The organism is Nonomuraea sp. NPDC049695 (assembly GCF_040674955.1).
GTDB lineage: Bacteria > Actinomycetota > Actinomycetes > Streptosporangiales > Streptosporangiaceae > Nonomuraea > Nonomuraea helvata.
Map to the genome: position 1 here is coordinate 42,416 of NZ_JBFANV010000030.1, position 25,989 is coordinate 68,404.

29 protein-coding genes are annotated in these 25,989 nt (G+C 71.7%); 10 read left to right on the forward strand and 19 right to left on the reverse strand.

The features are described 5' to 3' along the window. Positions 1-89: 89 nt before the first annotated feature. From AB0J64_RS25305 to AB0J64_RS25315, 3 genes are read left to right on the forward strand one after another with little or no spacing between them, the layout of a single operon-like run. Entirely contained in the window at positions 90-1,085 is a 996-nt protein-coding gene (locus AB0J64_RS25305) for an acyltransferase family protein (RefSeq protein WP_364031310.1), read from the forward strand. Between the two features lie 13 nt (positions 1,086-1,098). Continuing rightward, positions 1,099-2,322, forward strand: coding sequence for an acyl-CoA dehydrogenase family protein (locus AB0J64_RS25310; protein WP_364031313.1), 1,224 nt, complete (start codon positions 1,099-1,101; stop codon positions 2,320-2,322). After that, the gene (locus AB0J64_RS25315) at positions 2,319-2,840 is read left to right on the forward strand and encodes a kinase (RefSeq protein WP_364031316.1); all 522 of its coding nucleotides are present in this window, start codon (positions 2,319-2,321) and stop codon (positions 2,838-2,840) included. Before AB0J64_RS25310 ends, AB0J64_RS25315 begins: the two co-directional genes overlap by 4 nt. On the opposite strand, the gene AB0J64_RS25320 is transcribed toward AB0J64_RS25315, so the two are convergent. Then, positions 2,837-3,463 (reverse strand): TetR/AcrR family transcriptional regulator, encoded by a 627-nt coding sequence (locus tag AB0J64_RS25320; RefSeq protein WP_364031319.1) that lies wholly within the window; start codon positions 3,461-3,463, stop codon positions 2,837-2,839. The two genes, AB0J64_RS25315 and AB0J64_RS25320, sit on opposite strands and share 4 nt — an antisense overlap. 87 nt (positions 3,464-3,550) lie before the next feature. Here AB0J64_RS25320 and AB0J64_RS25325 point away from each other — a divergent pair, with 87 nt between their 5' ends. Then, positions 3,551-4,441 (forward strand): NAD(P)H-binding protein, encoded by an 891-nt coding sequence (locus tag AB0J64_RS25325; protein ID WP_364031321.1) that lies wholly within the window; start codon positions 3,551-3,553, stop codon positions 4,439-4,441. Here AB0J64_RS25325 and AB0J64_RS25330 read toward each other — a convergent pair. From AB0J64_RS25330 to AB0J64_RS25375, 10 genes are all read right to left on the reverse strand, one after another. Beyond that, positions 4,438-5,103, reverse strand: coding sequence for an alpha/beta fold hydrolase (locus AB0J64_RS25330; protein ID WP_364031324.1), 666 nt, complete (start codon positions 5,101-5,103; stop codon positions 4,438-4,440). The two genes, AB0J64_RS25325 and AB0J64_RS25330, sit on opposite strands and share 4 nt — an antisense overlap. A gap of 98 nt (positions 5,104-5,201) precedes the next feature. After that, a complete protein-coding gene (locus tag AB0J64_RS25335) occupies positions 5,202-6,551 on the reverse strand; it encodes a sialidase family protein (protein ID WP_364031327.1) in 1,350 nt (449 codons plus the stop codon). A 266-nt stretch (positions 6,552-6,817) separates the two neighbouring features. Beyond that, complete coding sequence (egtE, locus tag AB0J64_RS25340) at positions 6,818-7,993, reverse strand: ergothioneine biosynthesis PLP-dependent enzyme EgtE (RefSeq protein ID WP_364031330.1); 1,176 nt, start codon at positions 7,991-7,993, stop codon at positions 6,818-6,820. Beyond that, on the reverse strand, positions 7,990-8,970 hold the full coding sequence (gene egtD / locus AB0J64_RS25345) for an L-histidine N(alpha)-methyltransferase (protein WP_364031333.1): 981 nt from the start codon (positions 8,968-8,970) through the stop codon (positions 7,990-7,992). Before egtD ends, egtE begins: the two co-directional genes overlap by 4 nt. A 14-nt stretch (positions 8,971-8,984) precedes the next feature. Beyond that, positions 8,985-9,704 carry an ergothioneine biosynthesis protein EgtC gene (gene egtC / locus AB0J64_RS25350; RefSeq protein WP_364031336.1) on the reverse strand — a complete coding sequence of 240 codons (720 nt, stop codon included), beginning with the start codon at positions 9,702-9,704 and terminating at the stop codon, positions 8,985-8,987. Position 9,705: 1 nt separating this feature from the next. Further along, positions 9,706-10,998: an ergothioneine biosynthesis protein EgtB gene (egtB, locus tag AB0J64_RS25355; RefSeq protein WP_364031339.1), complete on the reverse strand. Its 1,293-nt coding sequence runs from the start codon at positions 10,996-10,998 to the stop codon at positions 9,706-9,708. Further along, positions 10,995-12,209 (reverse strand): ergothioneine biosynthesis glutamate--cysteine ligase EgtA, encoded by a 1,215-nt coding sequence (gene egtA, locus AB0J64_RS25360; RefSeq protein ID WP_364031342.1) that lies wholly within the window; start codon positions 12,207-12,209, stop codon positions 10,995-10,997. The genes egtB and egtA overlap by 4 nt, the downstream gene beginning before the upstream one ends. 89 nt (positions 12,210-12,298) lie before the next feature. Next, positions 12,299-12,538, reverse strand: coding sequence for a zf-HC2 domain-containing protein (locus tag AB0J64_RS25365; protein WP_364031345.1), 240 nt, complete (start codon positions 12,536-12,538; stop codon positions 12,299-12,301). Positions 12,539-12,617: 79 nt separating this feature from the next. Next, positions 12,618-13,247, reverse strand: coding sequence for a sigma-70 family RNA polymerase sigma factor (locus AB0J64_RS25370; protein ID WP_364031348.1), 630 nt, complete (start codon positions 13,245-13,247; stop codon positions 12,618-12,620). 151 nt (positions 13,248-13,398) lie between these two features. Beyond that, positions 13,399-14,220: an alpha/beta hydrolase gene (locus AB0J64_RS25375; protein WP_364031351.1), complete on the reverse strand. Its 822-nt coding sequence runs from the start codon at positions 14,218-14,220 to the stop codon at positions 13,399-13,401. 92 nt (positions 14,221-14,312) lie between these two features. Here AB0J64_RS25375 and AB0J64_RS25380 point away from each other — a divergent pair, with 92 nt between their 5' ends. Then, complete coding sequence (locus AB0J64_RS25380) at positions 14,313-16,157, forward strand: histidine kinase (RefSeq protein ID WP_364031354.1); 1,845 nt, start codon at positions 14,313-14,315, stop codon at positions 16,155-16,157. On the opposite strand, the gene AB0J64_RS25385 is transcribed toward AB0J64_RS25380, so the two are convergent. After that, positions 16,083-16,688: a response regulator transcription factor gene (locus tag AB0J64_RS25385; protein WP_364031357.1), complete on the reverse strand. Its 606-nt coding sequence runs from the start codon at positions 16,686-16,688 to the stop codon at positions 16,083-16,085. The two genes, AB0J64_RS25380 and AB0J64_RS25385, sit on opposite strands and share 75 nt — an antisense overlap. Before the next feature lie 131 nt (positions 16,689-16,819). Here AB0J64_RS25385 and AB0J64_RS25390 point away from each other — a divergent pair, with 131 nt between their 5' ends. Together AB0J64_RS25390 and AB0J64_RS25395 are read left to right on the forward strand one after the other, a co-directional pair. Then, complete coding sequence (locus tag AB0J64_RS25390) at positions 16,820-17,980, forward strand: MFS transporter (RefSeq protein WP_364031524.1); 1,161 nt, start codon at positions 16,820-16,822, stop codon at positions 17,978-17,980. 23 nt (positions 17,981-18,003) lie between these two features. Next, positions 18,004-18,366: a nuclear transport factor 2 family protein gene (locus AB0J64_RS25395; RefSeq protein ID WP_364031360.1), complete on the forward strand. Its 363-nt coding sequence runs from the start codon at positions 18,004-18,006 to the stop codon at positions 18,364-18,366. 22 nt (positions 18,367-18,388) lie between these two features. Here the strand turns inward: AB0J64_RS25395 and AB0J64_RS25400 are convergent, their stop codons facing one another. Genes AB0J64_RS25400 through AB0J64_RS25420 form a run of 5 tightly spaced genes read right to left on the reverse strand, consistent with a single transcriptional unit; the run spans position 18,389 to position 21,908 of the window. After that, a complete protein-coding gene (locus AB0J64_RS25400; protein ID WP_364031363.1) occupies positions 18,389-19,243 on the reverse strand; it encodes a PP2C family protein-serine/threonine phosphatase in 855 nt (284 codons plus the stop codon). Continuing rightward, a complete protein-coding gene (locus tag AB0J64_RS25405) occupies positions 19,243-20,223 on the reverse strand; it encodes a hypothetical protein (RefSeq protein ID WP_364031366.1) in 981 nt (326 codons plus the stop codon). The genes AB0J64_RS25400 and AB0J64_RS25405 overlap by 1 nt, the downstream gene beginning before the upstream one ends. Next, positions 20,220-20,651 carry an anti-sigma regulatory factor gene (locus AB0J64_RS25410; RefSeq protein WP_364031369.1) on the reverse strand — a complete coding sequence of 144 codons (432 nt, stop codon included), beginning with the start codon at positions 20,649-20,651 and terminating at the stop codon, positions 20,220-20,222. The genes AB0J64_RS25405 and AB0J64_RS25410 overlap by 4 nt, the downstream gene beginning before the upstream one ends. Further along, positions 20,641-21,015: an STAS domain-containing protein gene (locus tag AB0J64_RS25415; RefSeq protein ID WP_364031372.1), complete on the reverse strand. Its 375-nt coding sequence runs from the start codon at positions 21,013-21,015 to the stop codon at positions 20,641-20,643. The genes AB0J64_RS25410 and AB0J64_RS25415 overlap by 11 nt, the downstream gene beginning before the upstream one ends. Then, positions 21,012-21,908 (reverse strand): STAS domain-containing protein, encoded by an 897-nt coding sequence (locus AB0J64_RS25420; protein WP_364031375.1) that lies wholly within the window; start codon positions 21,906-21,908, stop codon positions 21,012-21,014. Before AB0J64_RS25420 ends, AB0J64_RS25415 begins: the two co-directional genes overlap by 4 nt. 140 nt (positions 21,909-22,048) lie before the next feature. Between AB0J64_RS25420 and AB0J64_RS25425 the strand changes: the two genes are divergently transcribed. Further along, entirely contained in the window at positions 22,049-23,227 is a 1,179-nt protein-coding gene (locus tag AB0J64_RS25425) for a PP2C family protein-serine/threonine phosphatase (protein WP_364031378.1), read from the forward strand. A 17-nt stretch (positions 23,228-23,244) separates the two neighbouring features. Then, a complete protein-coding gene (locus AB0J64_RS25430; protein ID WP_364031381.1) occupies positions 23,245-23,769 on the forward strand; it encodes a MarR family transcriptional regulator in 525 nt (174 codons plus the stop codon). Between the two features lie 9 nt (positions 23,770-23,778). Here the strand turns inward: AB0J64_RS25430 and AB0J64_RS25435 are convergent, their stop codons facing one another. Next, entirely contained in the window at positions 23,779-24,840 is a 1,062-nt protein-coding gene (locus AB0J64_RS25435) for a Glu/Leu/Phe/Val dehydrogenase dimerization domain-containing protein (protein WP_364031384.1), read from the reverse strand. On the opposite strand from AB0J64_RS25435, the gene AB0J64_RS25440 reads away from it, so the two are divergent. Beyond that, on the forward strand, positions 24,841-24,987 hold the full coding sequence (locus AB0J64_RS25440) for a hypothetical protein (RefSeq protein ID WP_364031387.1): 147 nt from the start codon (positions 24,841-24,843) through the stop codon (positions 24,985-24,987). Here the strand turns inward: AB0J64_RS25440 and AB0J64_RS25445 are convergent, their stop codons facing one another. Beyond that, positions 24,988-25,971, reverse strand: a complete 984-nt coding sequence (locus AB0J64_RS25445; protein ID WP_364031390.1) for a sigma-70 family RNA polymerase sigma factor — start codon at positions 25,969-25,971, stop codon at positions 24,988-24,990. Positions 25,972-25,989: the final 18 nt, after the last annotated feature.

Here is a 25,989-nt window from a genome sequence, read left to right on the forward strand (position 1 = left end):
AAGTCGGCCACCCGGCCATCGACCCTTCCGCAACCCCTCACTCCCCGTTTCCCAGCGGTTACTGCGGCGCTGGCTAGGGTGCGGGATCTGTGAGCAGCGCAGCCGTCACCGCCGAGCCCGTCACCGCCAGGGACCCGTTCTTCGACAACGCCAAATACCTGGCGATCCTGCTGGTCGTGTGCGGTCACCTCATCGAGGACCAGCGGGACGCGGCCATCCCGCATGCGCTCTACTTCTACGTCTACGTCTTCCACATGCCGCTGTTCATCGTGCTGAGCGGCTACCTGTCGCGCCGGTTCACGTTCTCGGCGGGGAAGGCGCGCAAGCTCATCTCGACGCTGGCGGTGCCGTACCTGATCTTCGAGTTCGCGTACTCGCTGCCCCGGCTGATCCTGTACGGGAAGTTCGAGCTGAGCCTGCTGGACCCGTACTACCTGACCTGGTTCCTGCTCTCGCTCTTCCTGTGGCGGCTGTCGACGCCGGTGTGGCAGCAGCTCAGGTGGCCGCTGGCGATCGCGGTCGCGCTGTCGCTGCTGACCGGGACGAGCGCGCTGCCCGACGAGCTGGCCATGAACCGGACGTTCGGCCTGCTGCCCTTCTACGTGCTGGGGCTGATGCTCAAGCCGGAGCACTTCGCGTGGCTGCGCAGGCCGTACCTGCGGCTGACCGGGGCGTGCGTGCTCGGCCTGGGGCTGGCGGCGGCGCTGCTCGTGCACGACCGGGTGCCGACGGAGTGGATCAGGTGGCGCCTGCCCAACTCGGCGCTGCACGTGGACGACCTCACCGGGACGGCCGTCCGGCTGGGGCTGCTGGTGGCCGGGGCGGTGCTGGTGGCGGCGTTCCTCGCGGTGACGCCGGCGCGGCGCACGTGGTTCAGCGGGCTCGGCGCGGCCACCATGTACGCGTACCTGCTCCACGGTTTCGTGGTCAAGGTCGCCGAGCGGTTCGAGCTGGGCGTCCCGCTGTCGATCCTGCTCGGCGTGGCCGCCGCCACGCTGCTCTGCACCTCACCGGTCCGCCGGATCTTCCACTGGGCGGTCGAGCCGCGCATGTCCTGGGCCTTCACCCCGCTCCGCCGACCGTGACACGGTGTCAGGTATGGCCATCGACTTCACCCTCGCTCCCGAGCACGAGGAGATCCGCCGGCGGGTCCGCGCCTTCATCCAGGACACCGTCATCCCCGCCGTGGAGGAGGTGAAGGAGGCCGGCCGGGACGCGTACCTCCGGACGATCTTCCAGCTCCGCTCCCAGGCCAGGGCCGAGGGGCTGTGGCTGCCCCACATGCCGAAGGAGTGGGGCGGCATGGGGCTGGGTCACGTGGAGCTGGCCATGGTGCAGTCGGAGGCGGCCAAGACCCGCATCGGCCCGTGGGTCCTGAACTGCATGGCACCCGACGAGGGCAACATGCACACGCTCCTGCACTGGGCGACGGACGAGCAGAAGGAGAAGTACCTCCGCCCTCTCGCGGAGGGAACGCAGATGTCCTGTTTCGCCATGACCGAGCCGGAGGTGGCGGGCTCCGACCCGACCCTGATCCGGACCTCGGCCGTGCGCGACGGCGACGAATGGATCGTCAACGGCCACAAATGGTTCATCTCCAATGCTCGCCGGGCTGACTTCGCCATCCTCATCGCCCGTACGGAGCAGGACGTGCCGGAGGGCTCGCGCGGCGCCAACACCGCCTTCCTCGTGGACCTGCCCCAGCCGGGCTGGAACGACGTACGCGAGGTGGAGACGATGCACGGCTCCACGGGCCACAGCGAGATCGTCATCGAGGACCTGCGCCTGCCCGACGGCCAGATCCTCGGCGGGCGCGGCAACGGCCACCGCCTCGGCCAGTATCGCCTCGGGCCGGCCCGGCTCGCCCACTGCATGCGGTGGATCTCCGAGGCGGAGACGGCCCTGGACATGATGGTCGACCGTGCGCTCAACCGCTACAGCCACGGCTCGCTGCTGGCCGAGAAGCAAGGCATCCAGTGGATGATCGCCGACTCGGCCATGGAGCTGTACCAGTGCAAGCTGATGGTCCTCCACGCCGCCTCCAAGATCGACAAGGGCGAGGACTTCCGCACGGAGGTGTCGATGGCCAAGCACTTCGTCGCGGGCAGCCTCAACCGGATCGTGGACCGCGCGATCCAGGTGCACGGGGCGCTCGGCTACTCGACCGACACGCCGCTGGCGCACATGTTCCAGCACGCCCGCTGGGCGCGCTTCGCCGACGGCGCCGACGAGATCCACCAGATGCGCATCGCCGAACGCACGATAGCCGCCTACCAGGCGACCGGCTCCACCAGCTCGGCCACCGGCGGCCTCCCCCTGTGACGGTCCCCTCGGACCCGACCCAGTTGATCGTCCTGCGCGGCAACTCGGGCTCGGGCAAGACCAGCGTCGCCCGCGCGCTGCGCGCTGCGTACGGCAGGCGCGGCCTGGCCCTGGTGAGCCAGGACATGCTGCGCCGCGAGATCCTCCGCGAGCTCGACATGCCAGGCGGCGTCAACATCGGGCTCATCGACACCGTCACCCGCTACGCGCTCGACCACGGCCACCACGTCATCCTCGAAGGCATCCTGACGACGGCGAGATACGGGCCGATGCTCGAGTCACTGCGGGAAGACCATCCCGGCAGGAGCCACTTCTTCTATCTCGACATCCCCTTCGACGAGACGCTCCGCCGCCACGCCACCCGTCCGCAGAGCGCGGAGTTCGGCGCGGAGCTGATGCGGGAGTGGTACGTCGAGCGAGATCTCCTGCCCGGCGGGTGCGAAACGGTCATCCGGCAGGACAGCTCACTTCAGGAGACGGTACGGAGGGTGCTGTCCAAGACGCTCCGACCCGACTAGTCCCTCAGTTGGGCGGCGAACATCGGCTCCAGGGCGTTCAGCATGAGCGTCCTTGATCGCTCCGTCCCGCCGGCGATCCTGCCCGCCATCGCCAGCGACACGCAGCCGTGCAGGAATGCCCAGATCGTGTCGACCGCACCGGGCGGATCGGCCAGCTGGGCGCCCCGCGCCTTCGCGATGTCCTGCAACGCGACGCGGAAGACGCGGAAGGCGTTCCTGGCCTCCAGCGGAGTCTCGGCCGTGCCGAACGGCACCCCGTCCATGCCGTTCATCGCCTGGTAGAGCTCCGGTGAGGCGAACGCGAACGCCCAGTACGCCTCGGCCATCGCGACCAGCCGCCCCTCAGGGGCGCCCTCCGCCGCCAGGCTCAGTCGCTCGGACAGCTCGGCGAAGCCGAGCGTCATCAGCTCGACGAGCAGCTCCTCCTTGCTGGAGAAGTGCTGGTAGAGGATCGGCGCGCTGTATTCGAGCTTGCCGGCGATGCGGCGGATCGTGACCGCGTTCCAGCCCTCTTCGGAGGCGATGACCCGGGCCGCCTCCAGCAGCCGGACGCGCATCTCCTGCCGCTCCCGCTCGCGCCGCTTCTTGCTGGCGCTCGGCTCGGGCTGGGCCTTCGTCGTCACGATGCGTCCTCTCTCTTGACGCCGACATCCTATCGCCGGTCTAATTCCTAACATTGATAGATTTATGAACGAAGTTAGGAGCGCAGCGTGATCGTCGTGTTCGGCGGGACAGGCAGGGTCGGGCGTCAGATCGTGGAGCAACTCCGCCAGGAGGGAAAGGCGGTACGCGTCGTCACCCGCGATCCCACCTCGGCACGCATGGTTCAGGGCGTCGAGGTTGTCGCAGGCGACGTCCACGACCGGCGCACGCTGATCCGGGCCGCGGTCGGGGCGCAGGCGATCGTCTGCACCGTCCAGGGAGGCGACGGCAAGGGGAAGAACGGCCCCAAGGGCATCGAGGGCGCGGGGATCCCGAGCCTCATCGGCGTCGCACGTGACACCGGGATCGAGAACTTCGTCTACGTCTCCTCTGCCAGCGCCCGCGCCGACAGCCCCGTGGAGTTCTTCCGGCTCAAGTTCGAGGTCGAGCGCGCCCTGCGCACCAGCGGCCTGCCGTACTCGATCCTCCGGCCCACCCACCTGATGGACACCTGGGTGGAACTGCTCGCCGAGTCGATCAACAAGAAGGGGAAGGCCACCATATTCGGCTCAGGCGCCGCCCCTGTCTCGTGGGTGGCCGGCAGGGACGTCGCCAGGGTCGCGGCCGCGCTCGCCGTCCGCCCCGGTGAGGACTGGTCCGCCGACCTCGGGGGCCCAGAGGCGCTGACACTCCGGCAGGTCAACGAGCTCATCGCGGACTCGCTGGGCCTGCAGATCACGGGCGAGAACAGGATGCCGGTCGGGATGCTCCAGGTGATGAGCCCGCTGACCAGGCCGTTCAACGAGGTGCTCGCGCGGCGGATGCAGATGGGGGCGCTGCTGGACACCCAGCCGCAGATCGTCGACTCCGGCGCGGTCTGGGCCCGGTTCGGCGAGCCGCTGTCCCTGCCGGCCTGGCTGGAGATCAACCGCTCGGGCAGTGGGGCGGCCGCTGCTTAGGCGACGTCGAGCAGGATCTCCAGCAGCTCTTGAGGAGCGTCGCGCATGACGTTGTGCGCACTGTCCACAGCGTGCGTGGTCCATGAAGGATCCTGACGCAGCCGCTCGTAGACGGGGGTGAACGGCGACTCGCCGTCCCATCCGGACGCGTACACGTAGTCTCTGCGGCGGATGTGCGCGAGGTCGCCGGTGAGCCGGAGCGGCTGGAGCACCGACGCGAGCGGGTGAGCCGTGGCCCGCGGGTCGAAGAACGGCATCGGCCGGGTCGCGTAGCCGCTCTCCTCCACGTCCAGGTACCACCGCCGTTCCTGCTCGGAGACCAGGCTCCAGCAGGATTCGCCGTGCCCGGGCACCACGGCGTCCAGGTACACCAGGCCGCGCACCCGCTCGGGCGCGCGGTCGGCGGCTCCGGTGATCACCATCCCGCCGTAGCTGTGGCCGACCAGAACGGCGTCCGTAAGGTTCTCGGCCGCCAGCACCCCGGTCACGTCCTGGATGTGCGTGTCGAGGTTCACGCCGCCGTGGAGCAGGTGGCTGCGCTCGCCGACCCCGGTCAGTGTCAGCGGGTACGCACGGTGCCCGTGGCTTCGCAGCCGCTCGGTGAGCTCGTCGAAGCACCAGCCGCCATGACACATACCGGGGATCAGCACAAATGTCGCCATGATCTGGATGTTAGCAGCGATCGAACCGATCGGTACTATCTGCGGCTCGACCCGCCCGGCGAGGTCCGACCTAACCCCGCCGGGCGCGGCACACGTGCTCAGCCAGAGAAAACCGCGCTGTGAATGTCCACAGGGTTGGCGGCATCGCCGGTGGCCACGCCGTACACGGCCGTGAAGGCGTTCCCGCCGACCGAGACCAGGCCGGTGTAGTCCCCGACCAGGCGTCCCACGCTTGTCGCCGGGACCTTCCGCGCGTCGAACGGCCCCTCGATGTGCTGCTCGCTCCACGCCCCGGACCGCGTGCAGTCGCTCGCGCAGGTGACGGCCCACACGTCGGTGGGCAGGGTGGCGGGATCCGAGGTGTTGTTACGGAAGTCGTAGTAGGTGACCGCCACGGTGCCCGTACGGGACGCGGCGACGACCGGTACGGCGGCGGAACCGGTGGGCGTCTTGTCCACGCGGACCGGGCTGGACCACGTCTTCCCGCCGTTCGTCGACCGCGAGTAGGCCACGTGGAAGGTGCCGTCGGAGTCCTGGCTCTGCCAGACCGCGTTCACCACCTGCGTGCCGGGTTGGGCGGCCAGCAGCGGCAAGGAGGCGTTGCGGATCGGGTCACCCGAGTTGTCCGGGTCCGGGATGCGAGGGCCCACCGCAAGCGGGGCCGGAACGTTCAGCGTCGGCGCCGACCAGGTCCGGCCGCCGTCGGTCGAGCGGATGACCTGGGTGGCACCCTCGGTGTCCGTCTCGTGGTGCATGCCGATCAGCAGCGTCCCATCCGCGAGCGGCACCAGCTGGGTGCCGATGACGCCGCTGTTGGCGGGTACGTCGTACACCTTGCTCGTGGTCCAGGTGCGCCCGTCGTCGGTCGACTTCGCCAGGTAGATCGGCTGTACCCAGCTTTCCTCCGTGCTGTCGATGCGGTCCCAGACCGCGTAGACCACGCCCGGGTGGTAGGGGTCCGCGGTCACCGACGGGCGGTCGTTGAAGAAGCGCGGGTTGTCGTCCCGTTGCAGGGTGACCGGCGCGTCCCAGTGCCGGCCGCCGTCAGCGGACCGGGACACCAGAATGGCGGTCACGTCGCCGGTGCGGGACAGCGAGAACGACGCGGCCACCGCCGCGCCCGACGGTGTGACCGTGACCCAGTTGTCGGTCGTGACGTCGTAGTCTCCGCCGTTGGCGGTCGTGCCGCCGTTGCACCGGGAGAAGGCGGGCAGGTTCTCGGACCGCCGCCAGGTCTTGCCGTAGTCGTCCGACACGGCGGTGACCGCGCCGTTGCTGCCGTACCGGTTCCAGCGGTCCTGCTGGAACACCGTGACCAGGTGCCACGGACGGTTCGGGTCTCGCGCCAGCATGGGCAGGACCTCGGCGTTGGAGTTCAGCGTGTAGCCGTCGGCCGGGGGAAGCCCGCAGCCTGCGGGCAGCGGGCTGGTGCCCGAGACCGGCCGCACGATGGCAGGTCCGGAATGTGAGGCATCATCCGCGGCGGCGGGCTGCGCAACGGCGCAGGCCAACAGGATGGCCGCTGCGGGCAATAATGCCCTGGAGCGTCGGATCACGAGCCTTCCTCATCTTTGTTGATGGGGCGTCCTGAGGGAGCGCTGCCGCTTCGTCGGGGCATCTGGCGCGCCCCGGGAGCCGGCAAACGATCAAGGGAAGATTACTGCTACATGATCGGTTCCGTCTGCCTTGTCCGTAGGACAGTCCAGGGTCGTGGTCAACGGGCGAGGACGCGGGCCAGGGCGTGCAGGGTCTCCAAGGGCGTGCCGGGTGGCGGGGAGACGCGGAGCACGGGTTCGCGCAGGTCCAGCGGCGCCCGGGCGGTCGGCACCACGCTGACCAGCAGGGACGACTCGGCGGCCCGGGCGGCGGCGGCCTCCGCCGTGTCACCGGGCGGGGGCGTGAGCGTGACGAGGGCCGACGGCTCGTCGAGCGGCTCGGCCACGCGCCACCCGCCGGCCCCGTCGAGCACGCCGCGTGCCGTGCGGCCGAGGTCGGCCAGGTGCGCGTGGACGGCGGACGGGCCGAGCGCGTGATGTTCGAGCACGGCCACGCCGAGCCCCGCCCGCGCCGCGACCGCCGCCTCCGCACTCTCGTACCGCACCGCGCCCGGCACCGGCACCGGATCACCGGCCGGTGGAGTCCACGTGTCACCGCGGAGGATGGGGTCCAGCACCGGATCACCGGCCTGCGAGGTCCAGGCGTGGCCGCGCAGGGTCGGGGTCGCGGCGTCCATGGCCGGTGTGAGGCCGGGGACGATCAGGAAGCCGACGCCGCGCGGACCGGCGAGCCACTTGCGGGAGGTGCCCACGTACGCGGTCGCGCCCGCCCCGCGTACGTCCACGTGCCCGAGCGACTGGCAGACGTCGAGCACGAGCGGGACCCCGGCCGCGCGGCACCGCGCCCCGATCTCCCCGACCGGCTGCACGACGCCGCGATGGGAGGCGATGTGCGAGACGATCACCAGGTCGAGCCCCGCGCCCAGCTCCGAGGGGTCCAGGCGGCCGTCGCCGTCCACCGGCAGTTCGACCGGTTTCCAGCCGCGCCAGGCGGCCAGGCGGTGCAGCAGCATCAGCGTGCTGCCGTACTCGGTGCGCGGGTAGCCGACGCGGCTGCCCGACTCCAGCCGCCACCCGCCCAGGAGAGCCGCCATCGCCGCCGTGCCGCTCTCCAGGAACGCCACATCCTCCGGAGCGGCTCCCACCAGCGCGGCCAGGGCCGCCTTCGCCGGGGCGAGGTCCGGTACGGCCGCGTAGCCGCCGCGCTCGCGTTCCAGCCGCAGGTGCGCCACGACGGCGTCGAGCACCTGGTCGCTGGGCACGTTGCACCCGGCCGCGTCGAGATGCCCCGGCGGCATCACGCTGCGCGCGGCCCGCCAGGCTCCGGCGATCACGCCTGCGCCAGGATCAGGGTGAAGTCGCCTGCCAGGTCGGTGTAGCCACGGCGGACCTGGAACCCCGCCGCCACCAGCTCCTGCCGCAGCCCCTCCGGCCGGAACTTGGCGCTGATCTCGGTACGCATCTCCTCCCCTTCGGCGAAGTCCACCACCATCCCGAGGTCCTCGATCCGCACCCGCATGTCCCGGCCGGCCCGCAACCGCATCTCGATCCAGTCGTGCCGTTCGTCGTACAGGGCCACGTGCTCGAACGCCTCCGGCTCGAAGTCTGCCCGCAGCTCCCTGTTGATCACCCGCAGCACGTTGCGGTTGAAGGCGGCCGTCACCCCCGCCGCGTCGTCGTAGGCGGCCACCAGCCGCCCGGTCTCCTTCACCAGGTCGGCCCCGAGCAGGAACGTGTCCCCGCGCCGGAGCGTGGCCCGCACCTCCTTCAAGAACACCCTGCGGGCGGCGGGGTCCAGGTTCCCAATCGTGCCGCCGAGGAAGGCCACCATCCGCCGCCCGGTACGCGGCAGCAACCCCAGATGCCGCTCGAAATCGGCGCACACCGCCCGTACCTCCAGCCCGGCGAAGCGCCCGGCCAGCCGCCGCGCCGCCGCCTCGAGGGTGACGGCGTCCACGTCCACCGGCGTGTACGTGCGCAAGGTGCCCGCCGCGGCGAGCGCCTCCAGCAGCAGCTCGGTCTTCTCGCTGGTGCCCGACCCCAGCTCAACCAGCGTGTCCGCGCGGGAGGCCGCCGCCAGGTCAGCGGCCCGCGCCCGCAGGATCGCCAGCTCGCGCCGGGTCGGGTAGTACTCGGGCAGGCGCGTGATGCGGGAGAACAGGTCGCTGCCCGCGGCGTCGTAGAACCACTTGGGCGGCAGCCACTTGGGCGACGCGGTCAGGCCGGTCCTGACGTCGCGTTCGAGTGCCTGCCGCAGGTAGTCACGGTCAAGATGGCTGATCACATGCACGATGGACTGGCTGACGGCCATGAGGCCTCCTTGGATCACAACGGCTGCAGGCTCACGTGGTCGCGGGTGACGGTCAACAGGCTGCGTTCGGGGACGGCCTGCCAGCCCGGCAGGCCGTCGAGCGGCTCGCTGGCCACGAGCACGCCGTCGTCGTGCTGCCGGTAGAAGAGCGTGTCGCCCCAGACGGTCGCGGCGACCGACGCGCCGTCGCAGGCGAGCAGGTTGAGGCGGGCGGCGGGGTCCTTCTCCCCGGCGTGGACGACGACCTCGGCCAGCGCCGCGCCCAGGCCCAGCCCGGTGCGGCGGCGCAGGAACACGGCGGCCGCGACCCAGGCGGCGTCGCACGCGCTCTCCGCGCTGTCGGCCAGGTCGTCGGCGAGGTCGCGGAGCGCGTCCCTGCTGACGCGCCCGTTGTGGCTGAGCAGCCACCCGCCGTCGGTGAACGGCGCGGTGGCGCTCTCCTCGATCGGCATGCCCGTGGTGGCCGAGCGCACGGCCGCGAGCAGGCAGGTCGAGCGGGCGACCTGCGCGAGCGCGGGCAGGTTGGCGTCGGCCCAGATGGGCACGGTACGGCGGTACCGCACGGGCTCGGCCCGCGCGGCGTCGTACCAGCCCATGCCGTAGCCGTCGGCGTTGATCAGGCCCTGGCGCTGGCGCCGTGGCGCGTACGACTGCTGGAGCAGGCCGTGCTCGGGCTCGTGGATGAGCCAGGTGAGCGGGCGGGGAGCGCCCAGCCAGGCCGCGTGCCTGCACACCTCAGACCAGCTCCGAGCGCGCGCACCGGAACCCGGTGAAGATCTGGCGGCGGATCGGATAGTCCCAGTTCCTGAACGTGGTGCGCACCGCCGCCGGGTCGGCCGCCCAGGAGCCGCCGCGCAGCACCCGGTATTCCTGGCCGAAGAACACCTCGCTGTACTCCTTGTACGGGAAGCTGCGGAAGCCCGGGTACGGCTGGAACCAGGAGTCGGTCCACTCCCAGACGTCTCCCACCATCTGCTCGGCCCCGTACGCGCTGGCCCCGGCCGGATAGGCGCCGAGCGGCGCGGGGTGGGCGGCGCGGTGGCCGAGGTTCGCCCGGTCGGGGCCCGGGTCGTCCTCGCCCCACGGGTACCGGCGCGCCCGGCGGGCCTCCGGGTCCCAGCCGCAGGCCTTCTCCCATTCGGCCTCGGTGGGCAGCCGCTTGCCGGCCCAGCGGGCGTAGGCGTCGGCCTCGTACCAGCTCACGTGCTGGACCGGCTCGTCCATCGGGACGGGCTCGGTGCGGCCGAAGCGGGTGCGCCACCAGGTGTCGCCGTCCCTGACCCAGAACAGCGGGGCGGAGACGCCGCTGCGCTGCCGCCACTGCCGGCCCTCCGCGCTCCACCAGCGCGGGTCGTCGTAGCCGCCGTCCTCGACGAACGCCAGGTAGGCGCGGTTGCCGACGGGGAGCCGGTCGATCCAGAAGGCGGGGAGCTCGACCTGGTGGGCGGGGCGCTCGTTGTCGTAGGCCCAGGGCAACGTGTCGGTGCCCATGAGGAAGGGGCCGGCGGGCACGTACACCTCCTCGGGGCCGCCGCTCCGGCCGGGCGGCAGCTCGCCCTCGCGCACCAGGCCGGGCTGGCCGGACAGTTGCAGGGTGGCCAGCATGGTCTCGTCGTGCTGGTGCTCGTGCTGGATCACCAGGCCGAACACGAAACCGTCGCGGTGCAGCGGCGTGGGGCCGTCGAGGTCGATCGCGTCGAGGACGTCGAGCACGCGCCCGCGTACGCCCTCGATGTAGCGGCGGGCCTCGGCCGGGCCCAGGAGCGGCAGGGTGGGGCGGTCTTTGCGCGGGTGCTTGAACGCGTCGTAGATGTCGTCGATCTCGGGGCGGAGCGGGTCGATGCCGCCGGCCTCGCGCAGCACCCAGAGCTCCTCGTAGTTGCCCACGTGCGCGAGGTCCCACACCAGCGGCGACATCAGCGGCGAGTGCTGGCGTACCAGCAGGTCGTCGTCCGCCGCCGTATAGGCAAGCGACCGGTCGCGCACGGCCAGGAGCTCGGCCGCGATGCGTTCCTTGAAGTCGTTCATCCAAACCCCTTGAAGGCTGAGTTTCCCGTCACCGCATCCATCAGGTCGGCCGCAGGCGAGCGGCCCGTGGTCACATGCCGGTCGGCGAACGCCGCCACCTCGCCGACCAGGCCCGGACCCGCGCCGAGGCGGGGCAGCGCCTCCAGCGCGGCGCGGAAGCACGCCTCGGCGGCCCGGCGCAGGCGCGGGTCGGCCAGCCCGCACCGCGCCGCCGTCTCCCACCACGTCCGGTACGGCTCCACGGCGGCGAGCGCGGCGTCGGCGGCCCGGTCGTCGGCGACGAGGGCGTGGGTCACCGCCACGCACACCGGCCACGCCGCCGGGTGCTGGGCGTCGAGGTAGCGGATCTCCAGCCAGCCACGGGCGCGCACCGGAGGGAAGACCGTCGTGGCGTGGTACGCCAGGTCGTCGGCGGTGGGCCGGCGCTCGCCGCCGCCGTTCAGCCAGTCGCGGAACGTCGAGCCGTCGCGGACCGGGCGGCAGCGCTCCTCGCCCTCGCGTACCAGCATGAGCCGGGCGTCCAGCAGGTACTCGGCCCAGTCGGCGACGGGGTCTGCCGAGGCGGGCACGGGCGAGGTGCGGGTGCGGTCGAGGTGCTCCCACACGGCCTGGCGGCCCGACATCCAGCCGCACGGGCGGCCGCCGCACAGCGGCGAGTTGGCGAAGGCCGCCATCAGCACGGGGCCGAGCGCGTGCGCCCGCTCCCAGCGCGCCGCCGGCCGCTTCCCGAGGTCCAGGTTGACCTGGACGGACGCGGTCGAGCACATCATCAGCGGCCCGTACGGCTCGCCGAGGAACTCGGCCATGGCCTCATAGCGGGGCAGGCGCAGCTGGCGGCGGGGCGACCGCACCGGGTCGAGGCCCACTCCGGCCAGGACCAGCCCCTCCTCGCGCAGGGCGGCGCGTACGGCCGCCACGTCGGCGGCCAGGCCGGCGATCGCGTCCGGCAGCGCGGCCGCCGGGCCGGACAGCTCGAGCTGGCCGCCCGGTTCGAAGGTCACCCGGCTGCCGCCCGGCAGGGCGGGGAGGGCCCGCTCCACCCTGTCCAGCGGCACGTACGCGGCCTCGGTCGCACGGTCGAAGACCAGGAACTCCAGCTCGACGCCCACCCGGTCCGCAACGTCCAGGCCCGGCTGGAAGCAGCGGCGCGCGAACTCCGCCACCTCGGAGGCATCCCGCAGCGGCGTGCCCTCGGACGTCAGGCCGATCATCGTCTACCCTTCGCGTGGCGCACGGGTATACAGACCCGCGAAACTCGCCAGCGTTACAGGTAATTTTTAGACAATGGACCGGCCGCCGGTCATAACCTCCGCCGCTCGCGGAAGGCCGACATGAGCCGCGCGCGCACGTCGGCGGGCAGCTTCTCCGGAGGCGGGTCGCCGAGGGCGCCGATGGTCGCGCGGAACTGCTCGAAGTAGCGCTCGCACCCCTCGCAGCAGGCCAGGTGCGCCCGCACGCCGTCGCGGGCCGGCCGGTCGAGGGCGTCCTCGAGGTAGGCGGTGAGGTGCTCCGCCAGTTCGTCGCAGGTGAACCGCTTCACGACGTCGACCGCCCTTTTCTCTGGATATGAACCGCTTCACTAATTGTGCCGCCACCTCAGCCGGAAGGAGCCTGCGAGCTTATTCCGGCTGTTTCACCGACTCGAAGTAGTCGGCGAGCCAGCCCCGCACGGCCGTGCGGGCGCGATGCAGCAGCACCCGCTGGTTGGCCGCCGAGATCTCCAGGATCTCGCACACCTCCTCCGAAGTGCACCCCTCCACGTCACGCAGGGTGATCACGGTGCGCTGCCGGGGAGGCAGCCTGGCCAGCCCCTCGGCGATCAGCCCACGAACCTCCGAGGCGAGCGCCTCGCTCTCGGGCGTCGGCCAGGCCCCGGCGAACTCCTTCCAGCCCGCCGGCACCTCGTCGAGATCCCTGCCCGCCGCCCCGTCCTGCTCGAAGGAGCTCCACGGCAGCGTGCGGCTCTCGCGGACGCCCCGCTTCTTCGCGGTGTTGACCAGGATGCGATAGATCCACGTCTTGACCGACGAGCGGCTCTCGAAGGCGTCGATCCCGCCGATCACCGCCAACCACGTGTCCTGGACGACCTCCTCCGCGGAGTGGTCGGTGGACACGTAGGACCTGGCCACCCGCAGCATGCCTCCGGACCAGGTGTCGAGCAGCGCCGCGAACATCGCCTCGTCCCCGGCGCGCAGGGCCGTGACGACGACGTCGTCCGGGGGCAGCTCACCGCCCGCGACAGACCCCACGATCGCCCCCTCCGGTCGAACGCTGAGACACCATGGCCTCGGAACCGAGCCTCGGCCCCCAAGCCTGGGACTAACCCGCTCCACGCTAATCATTCCCACTGACGTTCTTCCGTCCCGGCGGTGTCTTGTCGTTGAAGACACCGCCGGAAAATCAGGGAGCGCCGAGCACTTCGATCAGCTGCTTGGCGAAATCCTCAGGAGCGTCCGTGAAACCGCTGTGCGCGCCCGGGAACTCGACCAGCTCGGTCCCGAGCCGCTCGGCCAGCACGGCGGCGGGCCGGTACGGCAGATGCCCCTTGGTCTCACGCCCGGCCGCGAGGACCAGCCGGTCGGAGACCTGGCCGAGAGCGGCCAGGTCAGGCACGTAGGAGGTGAACTGCCGCAACTCGTGCTCCATCATGATCGGAGCGTTGTTCATCAGCCGCGTCATCATCTCGGCGGCGCGAGGCGGCAACGAGGCCGGGTCCGGCATGGCCTTCATGGTGCCGCCGATGCCCTCCACGAACCGCGCTGACGCGGCCACGAGCCCTTGCGTGCGGAAGAGCTCGTAGACCTCCTCGACGAAGGCCAGTTGCGCGGCGGCGTCGGGCAACACGGCGAAGCACGGCGGCTCATGGGCGACCAGGCGACGTACCCGGGAAGGATGGCGGGCGAGCAGGTCAAGACCGACGATGGCGCCGCTGCTGCCACCGAAGACGTAGGCGGGCCGGTCGGGGCTCACCACGTCGAGCAACCGGCGGGCGTCGTCGCTCTGCACGTCCACCCGCTGGTCCACGGGGACCGGGCTGTCCAGGCGGCTGCGCGAGTACCCGCGCGGGTCGAGGGTGACGAGGGTGAAGTGCTCGGCGAGCGGGCCGGCCACCACGTCGAAGACGGCCGCGTCACCGCCGCCGCCCGGCAGCATGAGGAGCACCGGACCGCTGCCGCTGACCTCGTAATAGAGGCCGGCACCTGGTACGGACAGCATGGTCATGATCATCCTTTCGCGTGTTTCCTAGATAATCTAGCTTAATTCCTAGGAGTCTTAGGCAAGCGAGTGCGGGCGAGTGGGCTAGTCTCGCGACCGTGCAGTGGCTCGGGAGCACGCGTGGCCGCGATCCTGAGGACCTCCCGCCCAGGGTGGCGCGCTGGATGATGTGGGCGGCGCTCGCCCTCCTCGTCCTCATCCGGCTGGTGTCCGGCGTCTCCGAGGGTGTCCCATGGACGCACCTGCTGATCACGGCGGCCCCGTACCCGGCGATCGTCGTGATCCTGGCGCGGCCCCACCACCGCGCGCGGGCCCGCCTCGGGCTGCTGACCGCCGTGGCCGTTCTCTACGCGCTGCCGTTCCTGCTCGTCGGGACGGCGTGGTCCTGGCTTCCGTGGCCGCTCGCCGTGGCGGTGCTCTGCCTGCTGCCCGGCCGGGCGGCCTGGCCGCTGTTCGGCCTGATCGTGCTCGCCGCGGGCGCGTGGGTCGTGCTGTCCGGCGACGGGCCGCTACGGGCCCTGCAGCTGGCGACCGCCACGGCCACCGACGGGCTGATCCTGTTCAGCCTGTACGCCCTGAGCGACACGATCAGCAGGCTGCACGCCACCCGGGACGGGCTGGCCAGGCTGGCGGCGGCACGCGAGCGCTCACGACTTGGCGGCGAGCTGCGCACGACCGTGGGCCACAGGCTCCAGTTCATCGCGGACCGCCTGGAGCAGGGCGACGTCCGTGACGCGGTGGAGATCGCCAGACGTACGCTGGCCGACATCCGTGCCACCGCCGGCGAGTACCGCACGGCCGAGTCCGAGAAGGCGCTGCCGATCCAGTCGCCGAGACTCCCCGCTCTCGTCCTGCTCGCCGTCCTCGTCATCCAGTCGGTCAAGGTGCTGGCGTCGGGCACGCACGACTACGGCGATCCGCTGCCGCTGATCCTCGGCATCCCACTGCTCTGCGCCATGATCGCCCTGCAGATGGCCCAACTGAGGCGGCCCACCCGCGCCAAACTGGCCCTGATCGCCCTGACGCTCGTGCCCGTCGCCCTGCCCGCGAGCTACCTCGCCCCATCGCTGTCCACGTTCATGTCCCTGTGGGGATTCTGCACCGGCGCGGTGCTGGCCGGGGTGCGGCCGCCGCGATCGTGGGCTCTGGCCCTGCTGCTGTTCGCGGGATTCTTCTCGCTCTTCTTCTACCCGCCGCCGGTGCCGTCCGTCCCGGCGATCCTCACCGACGCGGTCTCCCATGTCATGCTGGCCTGGCTGGTCTACAGCCTGACCCGCCTGGCCGGTCTGGTGGTGCTGCTCAAGCGGGCCCAGCACGACCTCGCGCGGGCCGCGGCCGCCGCCGAGCGCGTACGCATCGCGCGCGACCTGCACGACGTGCTCGGCTTCACCCTGTCGGCCGTGGCGCTCAGGGGCGAGCTGGCCATGCGGGAGCCCGAACGCGCGGAAACCGAGCCGGTCTCCCTCACCGCCCTCGTCCGGCAGGCGCTGGCCGAGTTGGGCTCGATCACCGGCGGCCGGGTCCGGCTGCGGCCGCGCGACGAGATCGCCGCGGCCGGCCAGATGCTGGAGACCGCGGGGGTCCGGGCCGACATCACCGTCGACGAGGGCCCGCTCCCCGACGCTCTTGCCGCGGTGGTGCGCGAGAGCGTCACCAACGTGCTGCGCCACAGCAGGGCACGCTCCTGCGCGATCACCGTCACGGTGTCCGGCGACGCCGTACGGTTGCGCGTCGTCAACGACGGCGTCGCCACGCCGGGCCGGCTCGACGGCGGGTCGGGCCTGGCGGGGCTGGCCGAGCGCGCGGGAGGGCGGCTGAGCGCCGGGTACCTGCCCGGCGGCAGGTTCGAGGTCGTCGCGGAGTTCCGGTCAGATCCAGCCGGCGTCGGAGGCGATGCGGATGGCGTCGATCCTGTTCCGCGCGCCCAGCTTGGTGACGGCTGAGGTCAGGTAGTTGCGCACCGTCCCGTAAGTGAGGAAGAGCCGCTCGGCGATCTCCAGCGGCTGGGCGCCGGTCGCCGACAGCCGGAGCACCTCGGTCTCCCGCTGGGTGAGCGGGCTCTCCGGCGCCCGCAGGGCGGTCATGGCCAGGGCCGGATCCACCACCTTCCCTCCGGCGGCGACCGTACGGATGGCCGCGACGAGCTCGTCGGGCCTGATGTCCTTGGGGACGAACCCGGCGACCTGCGCGTTCAACGCACGGCGCAGCTCGCCCGGCCTGCTCAAGGCGGTCAGGATCAGTACCCTGCACTCAGGCAGCCGCTCGCCCAGCTCGGCGGCGGCTGCGATGCCGTCCATCCCGGGCAGGTCGATGTCGATCACGGCGACGTCGGGCCGGTGACGCTCCGCGGCCGCCACGATCTCCAGGCCGCTCGCGACCTGGGCCACCACGTCGATGCCGTCGTCGAGGCGGAGCAGCCCCACCAGCGCCTCGCGCAGCAGAACCATGTCCTCCGCGATGAGAACTCGGACCACGCCACCCCTTCATATGCCTCATATGCGAAATGCATACCGCGTCGGTGACTACGGCACTGTGCCGGGTCTGACCTGCTACGCGAGCATTCTTGCCCATCCGGCACTTTAGGAGAAAGGAGGGTGCCGTGCGGATGACATCCTCGACCCCGGCACTGCTCGCGCTGTCGCTCGGCTACTTCACCCTGGGCACCGCGTCCCTGTCCGTCATCGGCCTGAGCATCCCCATCGCGACCGACCTCTCGGTCGCGCCCGCCACGGTCGGAACGCTGGTCACGGTGTTCGCGCTGGTGTTCGCGCTGGCGGCGCCGGTGGCCTCGATCGTCCTGGGCAGGATGTGCCGCAAGCGGGCCCTGCTGCTCGGGCTCGGGCTCATGATCGTCGGCGGTCTCGTCGGAGCGCTCGCGCCGGGCTTCGCCGCGCTGACGGCGGCCCGGGTGGTGGCCGGGCTGGGCGCGGCCGTCTTCGGCCCGGCCGCGTCCACAGCGGGATCCATGATCGTCCCTGCGGAGCAACGGCCCCGCGCCCTGGCCACGGTGTTCGCGGGGATGACCGCGGCCACCGTGCTCGGCGTGCCGCTGTCGGCGTCGGCAGGCGATGCGATCGGCTGGCGCTGGGCGTTCGCGGGCGTGGCGGTGCTCACCGCGTGCGCGGCGGGTCTGATCGCCGTGCTCCTGCCGCCCCTCGAGCCGGGGCCCGCGCCCACCGGGCGGGTCTTCGCCGAGGTACTGCGCGTCCCCGGGGCGCTGTCCATGGTGACGACCACGCTGCTGGTGCTGGCGGCCCAGTTCATCGTGTACGGCGTGGCGGGCGCGTACCTCCAGGCCCGCTTCGCCGCCCCGCAGTCCGTGATCTCGCTGGTCCTGCTGGCCTTCGGCATCGTGGGCCTGATCGGCAACGCGGTCGCCGCCAGGATCTACGGGCGGCTCGGCGGCACGCGGACGATCACCGTCCCGCTGGCCGGCCTGGCGATCGCGTTCGTGGCGCTGACCGCGGCTCCCTCATCGATCCCCGTGGCCGTGGCGGTGTTCGCGTTCTGGGCGTTCTTCAGCGGGCTCTTCATGGCACCGCAGCAGGCCCGGCTGGTCGAACTGCTGCCCGAGCAGCGTGGCATCCTGCTGGCCGCGAACGCCTCCGCGCTCTATCTCGGCATGAGCCTGGGCAGCCTGCTCGGCAGCCGCCTGCTGCCCTCGCTCGGCGACGGACCGCTGCCGGCCCTGGCCCTGCTGCCCCTCGCCCTCGCGACGGCCGCGCACGTCGCCTCTTCCCGTACCCCCGCACTCGTCCGTAACTGAACCCACAACCGAAAGGAAGAATGATGTCCGAGTTGATCCGTGACTACGTCGAGCTCGTCTGGAACCAGGGCCGCACCGACCTGGCCGGCCGGTTCCTCGCCGAGGACCTCGTCCAGCACAACCCGAACCTGCCCGACGGCCGCAAGCCCCTGGTGGACTTCATCGACGGTTTCCGCCGGCAGCTGCCGCAGGCGCGTTTCGAGATCCGCCGGCTCGCCGCCCAGGATGACCTGGTCTTCGTCCACAGCCTGTTCACCGCCGAGCCCGGGCACCGCGGCGTCGCCGTGGTGGACGTGTTCCGGCTGGCCGGCGGCCTCATCGCCGAGCACTGGGACCTGCGCGAGGACGTCCCCGAGACCACGGTGAGCGGCCACGCCGTCGTCTGACGGCGGCAGGTTTCGTTCGCGGCTAGGGCGTCCAGCGCATGGCCAGGAGGAGGGTGTCGTCGCTGTGCAGCACCCTGCGGTGCATCACGCGGACGAGCGTGTCGGTCAGCTCGTCCACCGGCAGGTCGCGGTACCGCCCCGCCAGGTCGGCCAGCTCGTCCAGCCCCGCGTTGAGGTCGCGCCGGGCCTCCACCAGCCCGTCGGTGTAGAACAGCACCAGCGTGCCGGGCGCCAGCCGGCACTCGGCGACGTGGTCGCTGCCCGGCTCCGGATAGCCGAGGCCGCGCCCCCACGCCTCCAGATATGTGGTCCGCTCGCCCGGCGCGGCGATCAGCGGTGGCGGATGGCCGCCCGTGGCGACCCGCAACATCCCGGTACGGGGATCGAAGCGGGCCACCAGCACGGTCCCGGTCAGGTCGGGGAAGACCGGCTGCAGGATGGCCGCGGCCCGCTCCACCACGCTCTCCAGCGGCAGCCCGGCAAGGGAGAGCACGCGGACGGCGTGGATGATGTTGAGCGCGGCACGGGTGCTGGCCACGCCGTGGCCGGCCGCGTCCACCACGACGATGTGCAGCTCGCCGCCCGGAAGGACGACCACGTCGTAGAGGTCGCCGCCGGTCGGCGCGTCGTCCTCGGCCGAGGAGTAGTACACCGCCAGCCGCGCCTGCTCCACCTCAGGGATCGGCGGGCGCAGGGCGTCCTCCAGCTCGCGGAAGATCGTCCGGTGGACCCGCCTGAGCTGCTCGTCCCGCTCCTCGAGCTCCACGACGAGGGCCAGCACGCCCTGGTTGGTGCTGGCCAGCTCGTCACGGAGCTTGGCCAGCTCCTCCTCCAGCCTGCGGATCCGCCGGTGCAGCGCCTCCTCGGAGGAGGTCATCACATTCCCCTCTCCCTGAGCGCCACGACCGTCGCGTCGTCGCGGAGGCGCCTATGGTCGCGGGCCAGCAGGCCCACCAGCAGCGGAGGCGCCTGGGTGAACATCCAGTCGCCCGCGGTACGCAGCCAGCTCCGGGCGATGCCGTCACTGTGCACGACCACGGTGGCCCCGGCAGGCAGCGGCACGGTCTGGAGGCGTAGCTGCGGGATGCGCAGGCCGAGCGTTCCCGGCTGCGGGGTCAGCACGGCCGGCGGGCTGCCGCCGTACAGGATGGCCGCGCCGACGCTGCCCACCCCGCAGAACTCCGCCTGGGCCGCGCCGTGGGGCAGCCGCACCAGGGCCGCGACGGCTCCTCTGGAGTGCCGGAGCGCGTCGTGGATCGCCGCCATGGCCAGCGGCAGGGGGCGTTCGGGGTCGCTCAGGAACGAGGCGGCGGCCGAGCGGCTGGCGGGAGCGGCGTCCGCGCCGCGGCCGAGGCCGTCCACCACGAGCGCCACCGTGGCGCCCGCGGTCTCGGTCAGGACGAACGCGTCGCCGCTGGTCTCCTGTCCCAGCGCGGGCAGTCGCAACGTGCCCGTCCGCGCCGGTGCGGGTGCGTCGTGGAAACGCGCGAAGATCGCGGTCCCGTGCCGAGGGCGGGAGAAGATTCCGAACGTGGTGGCGAGACGGCGTACCGCGCCCAGCCCGCTGCCCAGCGTGCCGGCGCTGCTGTAGCCGTCGGTCAGGCAGCGGGCGACGTCCTCCATGCCGGGGCCGTGGTCGACGGCCAGCAGCTCCAGGCCGCCCGCCGGCCCCGGCTGGATCAGGAGCGCGCCCCCTTGCGTGTGCTTGGCGATGTTGCTGGCGAGCTCGGAGGCCGAGACGGCCGCCCGTTCGGCCAGCAGGGGCGCCAGCTCAAGCTCGCGGGCGGCCTGGCGCGTCACGGAGACCGCCTGGACGACGGCGGCCTCGTGATCGACGCGTACCTCCGTGGTGATCAACGGTCGCCCACCCAGCGTGTGATCACCACCGTCGTGCCCCTGTCCGGCCCGGTGTCCAGGTGGAACTCGTCGACCAGCCGCTTGGCGCCGCCCAGCCCGTGGCCCAGCCCGGGCCCGGTGGAGTAGCCGTCGACCAGCGCCGCGTCCGGATCGGCGATGCCCGGCCCGTCGTCGGAGATGGTGAGCCGGAGGCCGGCCCGCGGCGGCGGCACCAGATGCTCGATCATCAGCTCCCCGCCGCCTCCGTGCACGTAGCAGTTACGGATCAGCTCGCTCGCCGCCGTGATCAGCTTGGTCTGGGCGACGAGGCCGAAACCGGCCTCCAGCGCGGCGGCCCGTACCGCGTGCCGGGCGGTGAGCAGGTCGTCCTCGGCGCGGATCTGGAACGAGCTCACCTGCCCGGGCGCCATGACTTCCCTATCCGTCACGAGATCCTCCCGGCTGGGAGAGCAGGTTCACGGCGTGCTCCACCGACAGTGCCGTCTCCACACCGGGCAGGTCCAGCCCCATCTCCACCAGGGTGATCGCGACCGGGTAACGCATGCCGGCCACCACCACGCGCGCGCCCAGCAGCCGGGCCATCGTGGCGATCTCCACCAGGATCCGCGCCGCGAACGAGTCGACGATCTCCAGCTTGGTGATGTCGAGCACCACCGCCTCCGCCCCGGCATCGCTCACCTGCCGGCTCAGCTCGTCGGCGAAGAGCACGGCCGTCTTGTCGTCCAGCTCTCTGAGGAGGCCGGCGAGCAGGATCTTGCCGAGTCGCAGGATCGGAATCTCTGATGAGGTCATGGAACGTTCGACAGTGTGTTTTCGCTGTGCTTCTCCTCGGCCGGCCAGACGTCGTCGACCATGCGCATCGCCGTGGTCAGCGCGTCGGCCAGGGACGAGCGGGTGACGATCTCGGACAGATCGATGCCCAGCCGGGCGATCATCTGCGCGATCTGGGGACGGATGCCGCTGAGTATGCAGTCGGCGCCCATGAGCCTGGTGGCCGCCACGGTCTGCATCAGGTGCTGGGCGACCGCGGTGTCCACGGTGGCGACACCGGTGATGTCGATGATCGCGACGGCGGCCTCGTGGTCCTGGATGGCCTGGAGGATGCTCTCCATGACGATCTGTGCCCGGCCGCTGTCGAGGGTGCCGATGAGCGGCACCGCGAGCACCTTGCGCCAGATCCGTACGACGGGGGTCGAGATCTCCAGCAGCTGCCGGTTCTGCCGCTGGATGATCTCCTCGCGGCTGTCGACGTACGTCTGGAACGTCAGCAGCCCGGCTCCGTCGAGCAGCCGGTTCGTCAACTCGATGGCGTCGAGCCTGAGCGCCAGGTCGGAGATCTCGTCGGCGAGCACCTGAACGCAGGCGTCCTTGAGCGCGAAGATCGAACCGGCGATCGCCGTGGCCGAGACGCCGAGCCTGGCCCAGCGGTGCGACAGGTCGGTCACCGCGTTCCTGAGCGGCGGGAAGCGCGTGGCGACCTGGTCGAGAGGCGTGACCCCTGCCAGTCCCTCGTAGAGGCACGAGATGATCGTCTCCGCCTCTTCGCGCAGCTCGTCGCCGTCCACGGCGCCGCCCGCTGCTAGCGTGATCTCCTGTGTCCGGACCCAGGTGGCCACGATCCGGTCGCGTTGCTCGCCCACCACACGAGCGATCTCCTCTCTCGTGCGTTCCGCGTCACCCAGCATGGACAACCCTCTTCGTACCGATCCGTTAGTTGCCGTATGACAAATATATAGGATCTTGAGACCCTTCACCCGCAGAGTTATTTGCTACTGTGCAAATTACTTGGCGTCCACGTTACGACGCCCGGACGAAGAGGTCTCCGTTGGGCACCATTCCCGAAGGCGTTTACGCAGTGCAGCAGGCCATGCACGCGGCCCCGCCCTATGCGGTCGTCGAGGCGCTGCGCGACGCGGTGACCCTGCATTTCGCCGTGGAGCACGTGGATGTGCTGCTGGCCGACTACGCGCTGGTCACGCTCCGTCCTGTGCTCGAGGAGCTGGCGCCGGGCGTGCCGGGCATCCTCATCGACGGCACGGCGGCGGGCCGCGCCTTCGCCTCCCAGGAGCCCCAGCGCGAAGGACGGCTGCTCCACCTGCCCGTCACCGCGTGCGGCGAGCGCGTCGGCGTGCTGAGCCTCCGCCTCGCCGACCCGCTCCTCGGCGCGCCCGCCGTGGCGGACCTCCAGGAGATCGCCGCCGCCCTGGGCCACGACCTGCGCGGCGCCGACCGGATCACCGACCGCTACCAGCGGGTACGCCGCATGGCCCGGCTCACGCTCGCCGCCGAGATGCAGTGGGACCTGCTGCCCGGCTCCTGCCACCAGGGCGACGGTTACCGGCTGGCCGGGCAACTGGAGCCCGCGTACGCGGTCTATGGCGACAACTTCGACTGGACGTGCGGGCCGCGCTGGCTGGCGCTGTCCGTCACCGACGGCATGGGCGCGGGCATGGAGGCCGCCCTGCTCACCACGCTGGCCATCACGGCCCTGCGCAACGCCCGCCGCTCCGGCGCAGGTCTCGAGGAGCAGGCGGGGCTGGCCGACGAGGCGATCTACGGCCAGCACGGCGGCCGCCTGCACGTCTCCACACTGCTGCTGCACTTCGACGCCACCACCGGCGAAGTGTCCATGGTCGACGCGGGATCGCCCCGGCTCCTGCTGATGCGTAACGGTAAAGTACGCTCCGTCGAGCTGGAACAGCAGCTCCCGCTCGGCATGTTCGGCCACACCACCTATACCGAGCAGCGGCTCGCCCTGGAGCCGGGCGACCGGCTCGTCATCGCCAGTGACGGCGTCTACTCCTCCCGCTCGCTCGGCGGCACCGAGTTCGGCGGGTCCCCGTTGGAGGCCCTGGTGAAATCGACCCGCATGCAGCCCGCCGACGAGGCGGTCCGTACGATGATTCGCGGCCTGCTGGACTTCCGGCGGGGCACGGAGGTGCTGGATGATGCCGTGGTGGTGTGTTTCGACTGGATCCCCGGCCCGGACGGCACCCGTCCTTGACTCACTGAGTGGATAGCGTGAAAGACGAGCCAGTTCCGCCCTTCGTCGGCCACCTGCCGCCGACGGAGTGGTCCGTCATCGAAAGGGAGGCGGCCGCCCTGGTGGCCGTGTGGGGGCGTTCGCGGCAGGCGTTCGCCACCAAGGTGTCCTCCATCCAGCTCCAGGCCCTGCTCACCATCGAACAGCACGAGACCATCAACCTGGGCAGGCTGGCCGCCGCCCTGGGCGCGGTGCCCTCGTCCGCCAGCCGACTCTGCGACCGCCTGGAGGCGGCCGGGCTGGTCAGGCGCTCGCACTGCGAGGAGGACAAGCGCGAGCTGACGCTCTCGCTCACGCCCTCGGGCCGCTCCCTGGTCGAGGAGCTGCAGCAGCGCAGGCGCGCGGACCTCGCGCGCGTGCTGAGCGAGATGCCGCCGGCCGGGCGCATCGCGCTGCTGCGCGGCCTGCAGGCCTTCGCCGGGGCGGCCGACAGCATCATGGAACGCCAGGCCGAGGAGCCCGAGGACGACTGGACGCGCATCGCCGCGCGCCTCCTCGCCTGAACGACCTGTTCACCCGGCAGGGTCGGCGGCGAGCGGCGGACCCTCAGGGAGGCCGGCGGGATCGCACCAGCCGGCCAGGAACTCGTCCGCCGCGGCGCAGGAACCGGCGTACGGACCGCCGGGATGCTCCAGCGCCGCGGCCGTCAGCCGGCTGATCCTCTCATCGACCAGGACCCGCATCGACGCGGCGTCGGCCACCTGCCCGGCCAGATCGGCGAGGTATCCGATGGTGGCGCCGGCGCCGCAGACGAAGTCCGCCAGCGGCACGACGCCCCGCTCCCGCAGCGTACGGAGCCCGGCCGGGGTATAGGGGACGTTGGCCGCCGGAGCGACCACGCGGGCGTGCACCGTGGCGGCGCGTCCGGCGTTCAGCGTCCCGGTTCTGGCGCCCGGCACCAGAACGTCCGCGACCGCCTCGTACAGGGACTCGGCCGGGAGCACGGGCAGCCCGAGCCGGGTGACGCAGGCGTCCCCGTACTCGGCGCGCAGCTCCAGCAGCGTGGCCACGTCCAGCCCCGCCTCGTCCGCCACGCAGCCGTGCACGGTCGACAGGGCGACGACGCGCGCCTGCCTGCGCGCCGCCTCCCGCGCCACGGCGCCGCCCACCTTGCCGAACCCCTCGACGGCCAGCGTCCGCCCGGCCAGGCCGCCCAGCGCGGCGTCGGCCGCGGCGACCACGCCCAGACCGGTCACCACCGTGTCCACCAGCTCGCCGTCGGCCTCCTGATGCATGACCGAGTCCGTCCGGTAGTCGGGCAGCGTGGCGAAGTCCTGCGTCCTGGTGCCCAGGTCGGAGGAGGTGAGGAAGACGCCGCTCCTGACCAGCGGGGTGATCTCCTGGCAGTACCGTGCCACCGTCTCGGCCCGTTCCTCCGCCGTGGCCCGCAGCACGGCCTTGGCTCCGCCGATCCGCTCTCCGAGCACGGCGAACTTGTAGGTCATCGCCCGCGCCAGCAGCTCGGCCTCACGGCGGGTGACGTCCGGGGCGAGGCGGGTGCCTCCCGCGCTCAACGGGCAGTCCAGATCGAAGGCGACGTACCCGTCGACGGAGGTCAGTTCCACGATCTTCATGTGCTCTTCTGTACCCGGTGGGCCGTCCTGCGGAGCGTCTCCCTCATCGGCATCGACCAGGCCTGGGAACGTGGCCTGCCCGGCGGGCAGCCGACACGGGGCCTCGCGGGCCGGGCGGCGCTCGAGCGCGTTCCGGCATCCGGCTGATCAGGGCTGTGCGTACCTGTCCGGGAGGTCGAACAGCGGGAACAGCTTCGCGTCCTGGAAGGCGACGATCGCCGTGACCGCCGAAGAGGCGGTGCTGAGCACCTGGATCGAGTGGGCGAGGAAGGCGCCGTGGGGGTCGCGGAGATAGGTCGCGGCCGCCGGACCGCGGTTGGCCGCGGTGGGCACCACCCGCCAGATTCCGGGGGTCGCGAACAGGTGCGCCTCCATGAACCCGAAGACGGCGGCACGCCCGCGGAACCAGGTCCGGTACGGCGGCATCTCCAGCGTGACGTCGTCGTGCAGGAGCTGGTTGAGCGAATCGAGGTCAGCGCTGACGAAAGCCCGCACGTACCGCTCGACGAGTGCCCGCTGCCGCTCGTCGAGCGGTCCGGCGCCGTCCTCGTGCGAGGGAGCCGCCGCGGCGAGCTGCGCGCGGGCGCGCTGGAGTGCGCTGTTGACCGCCGCGGTAGAGCCGCCGAGCAGCTCGGCGACCTCGGCCGCCGACCACGCCATGGCTTCACGCAGGATGAAGACGACCCGTTGCCTGGCCGGCAGGTGCTGGAGCGCGGCGATCAGGGCCAGCCGGAGGCTGTCGCGCTGAACGGCGAGGGCGGCGGGATCGGGCGGCTGCCGCAGCAGCAGGTCCGGGATCGGCTGCAGCCAGGCGGTGTCCGCGGCGCGATCGAGCGGTGTCATCGCGCCTTCGGCGGGCGGGGCCAGGTCCGACGGCAGCGGACGCCGGCGCCGCTGCTCGAGTGCGCGCAGGCAGACGTTGGTCGCGATCCGGTACAGCCAGGTCCGCATGGAGGCCCGGCCGGGGTCGTAGCGGTCGTGGGAGCGCCACGCCCGCAGCATGGTCTCCTGCGTCAGGTCTTCCGCGTCGTGGATGGAGCCCAGCATGCGATAGCAGTAGGCCAGCAGCTCGTCGCGGAACGGTTCGGCCAGGCGGGTGAACGCCTCGTCGACGGATTCGATGACCGACATCTCCTGCAGCCTTCCTCT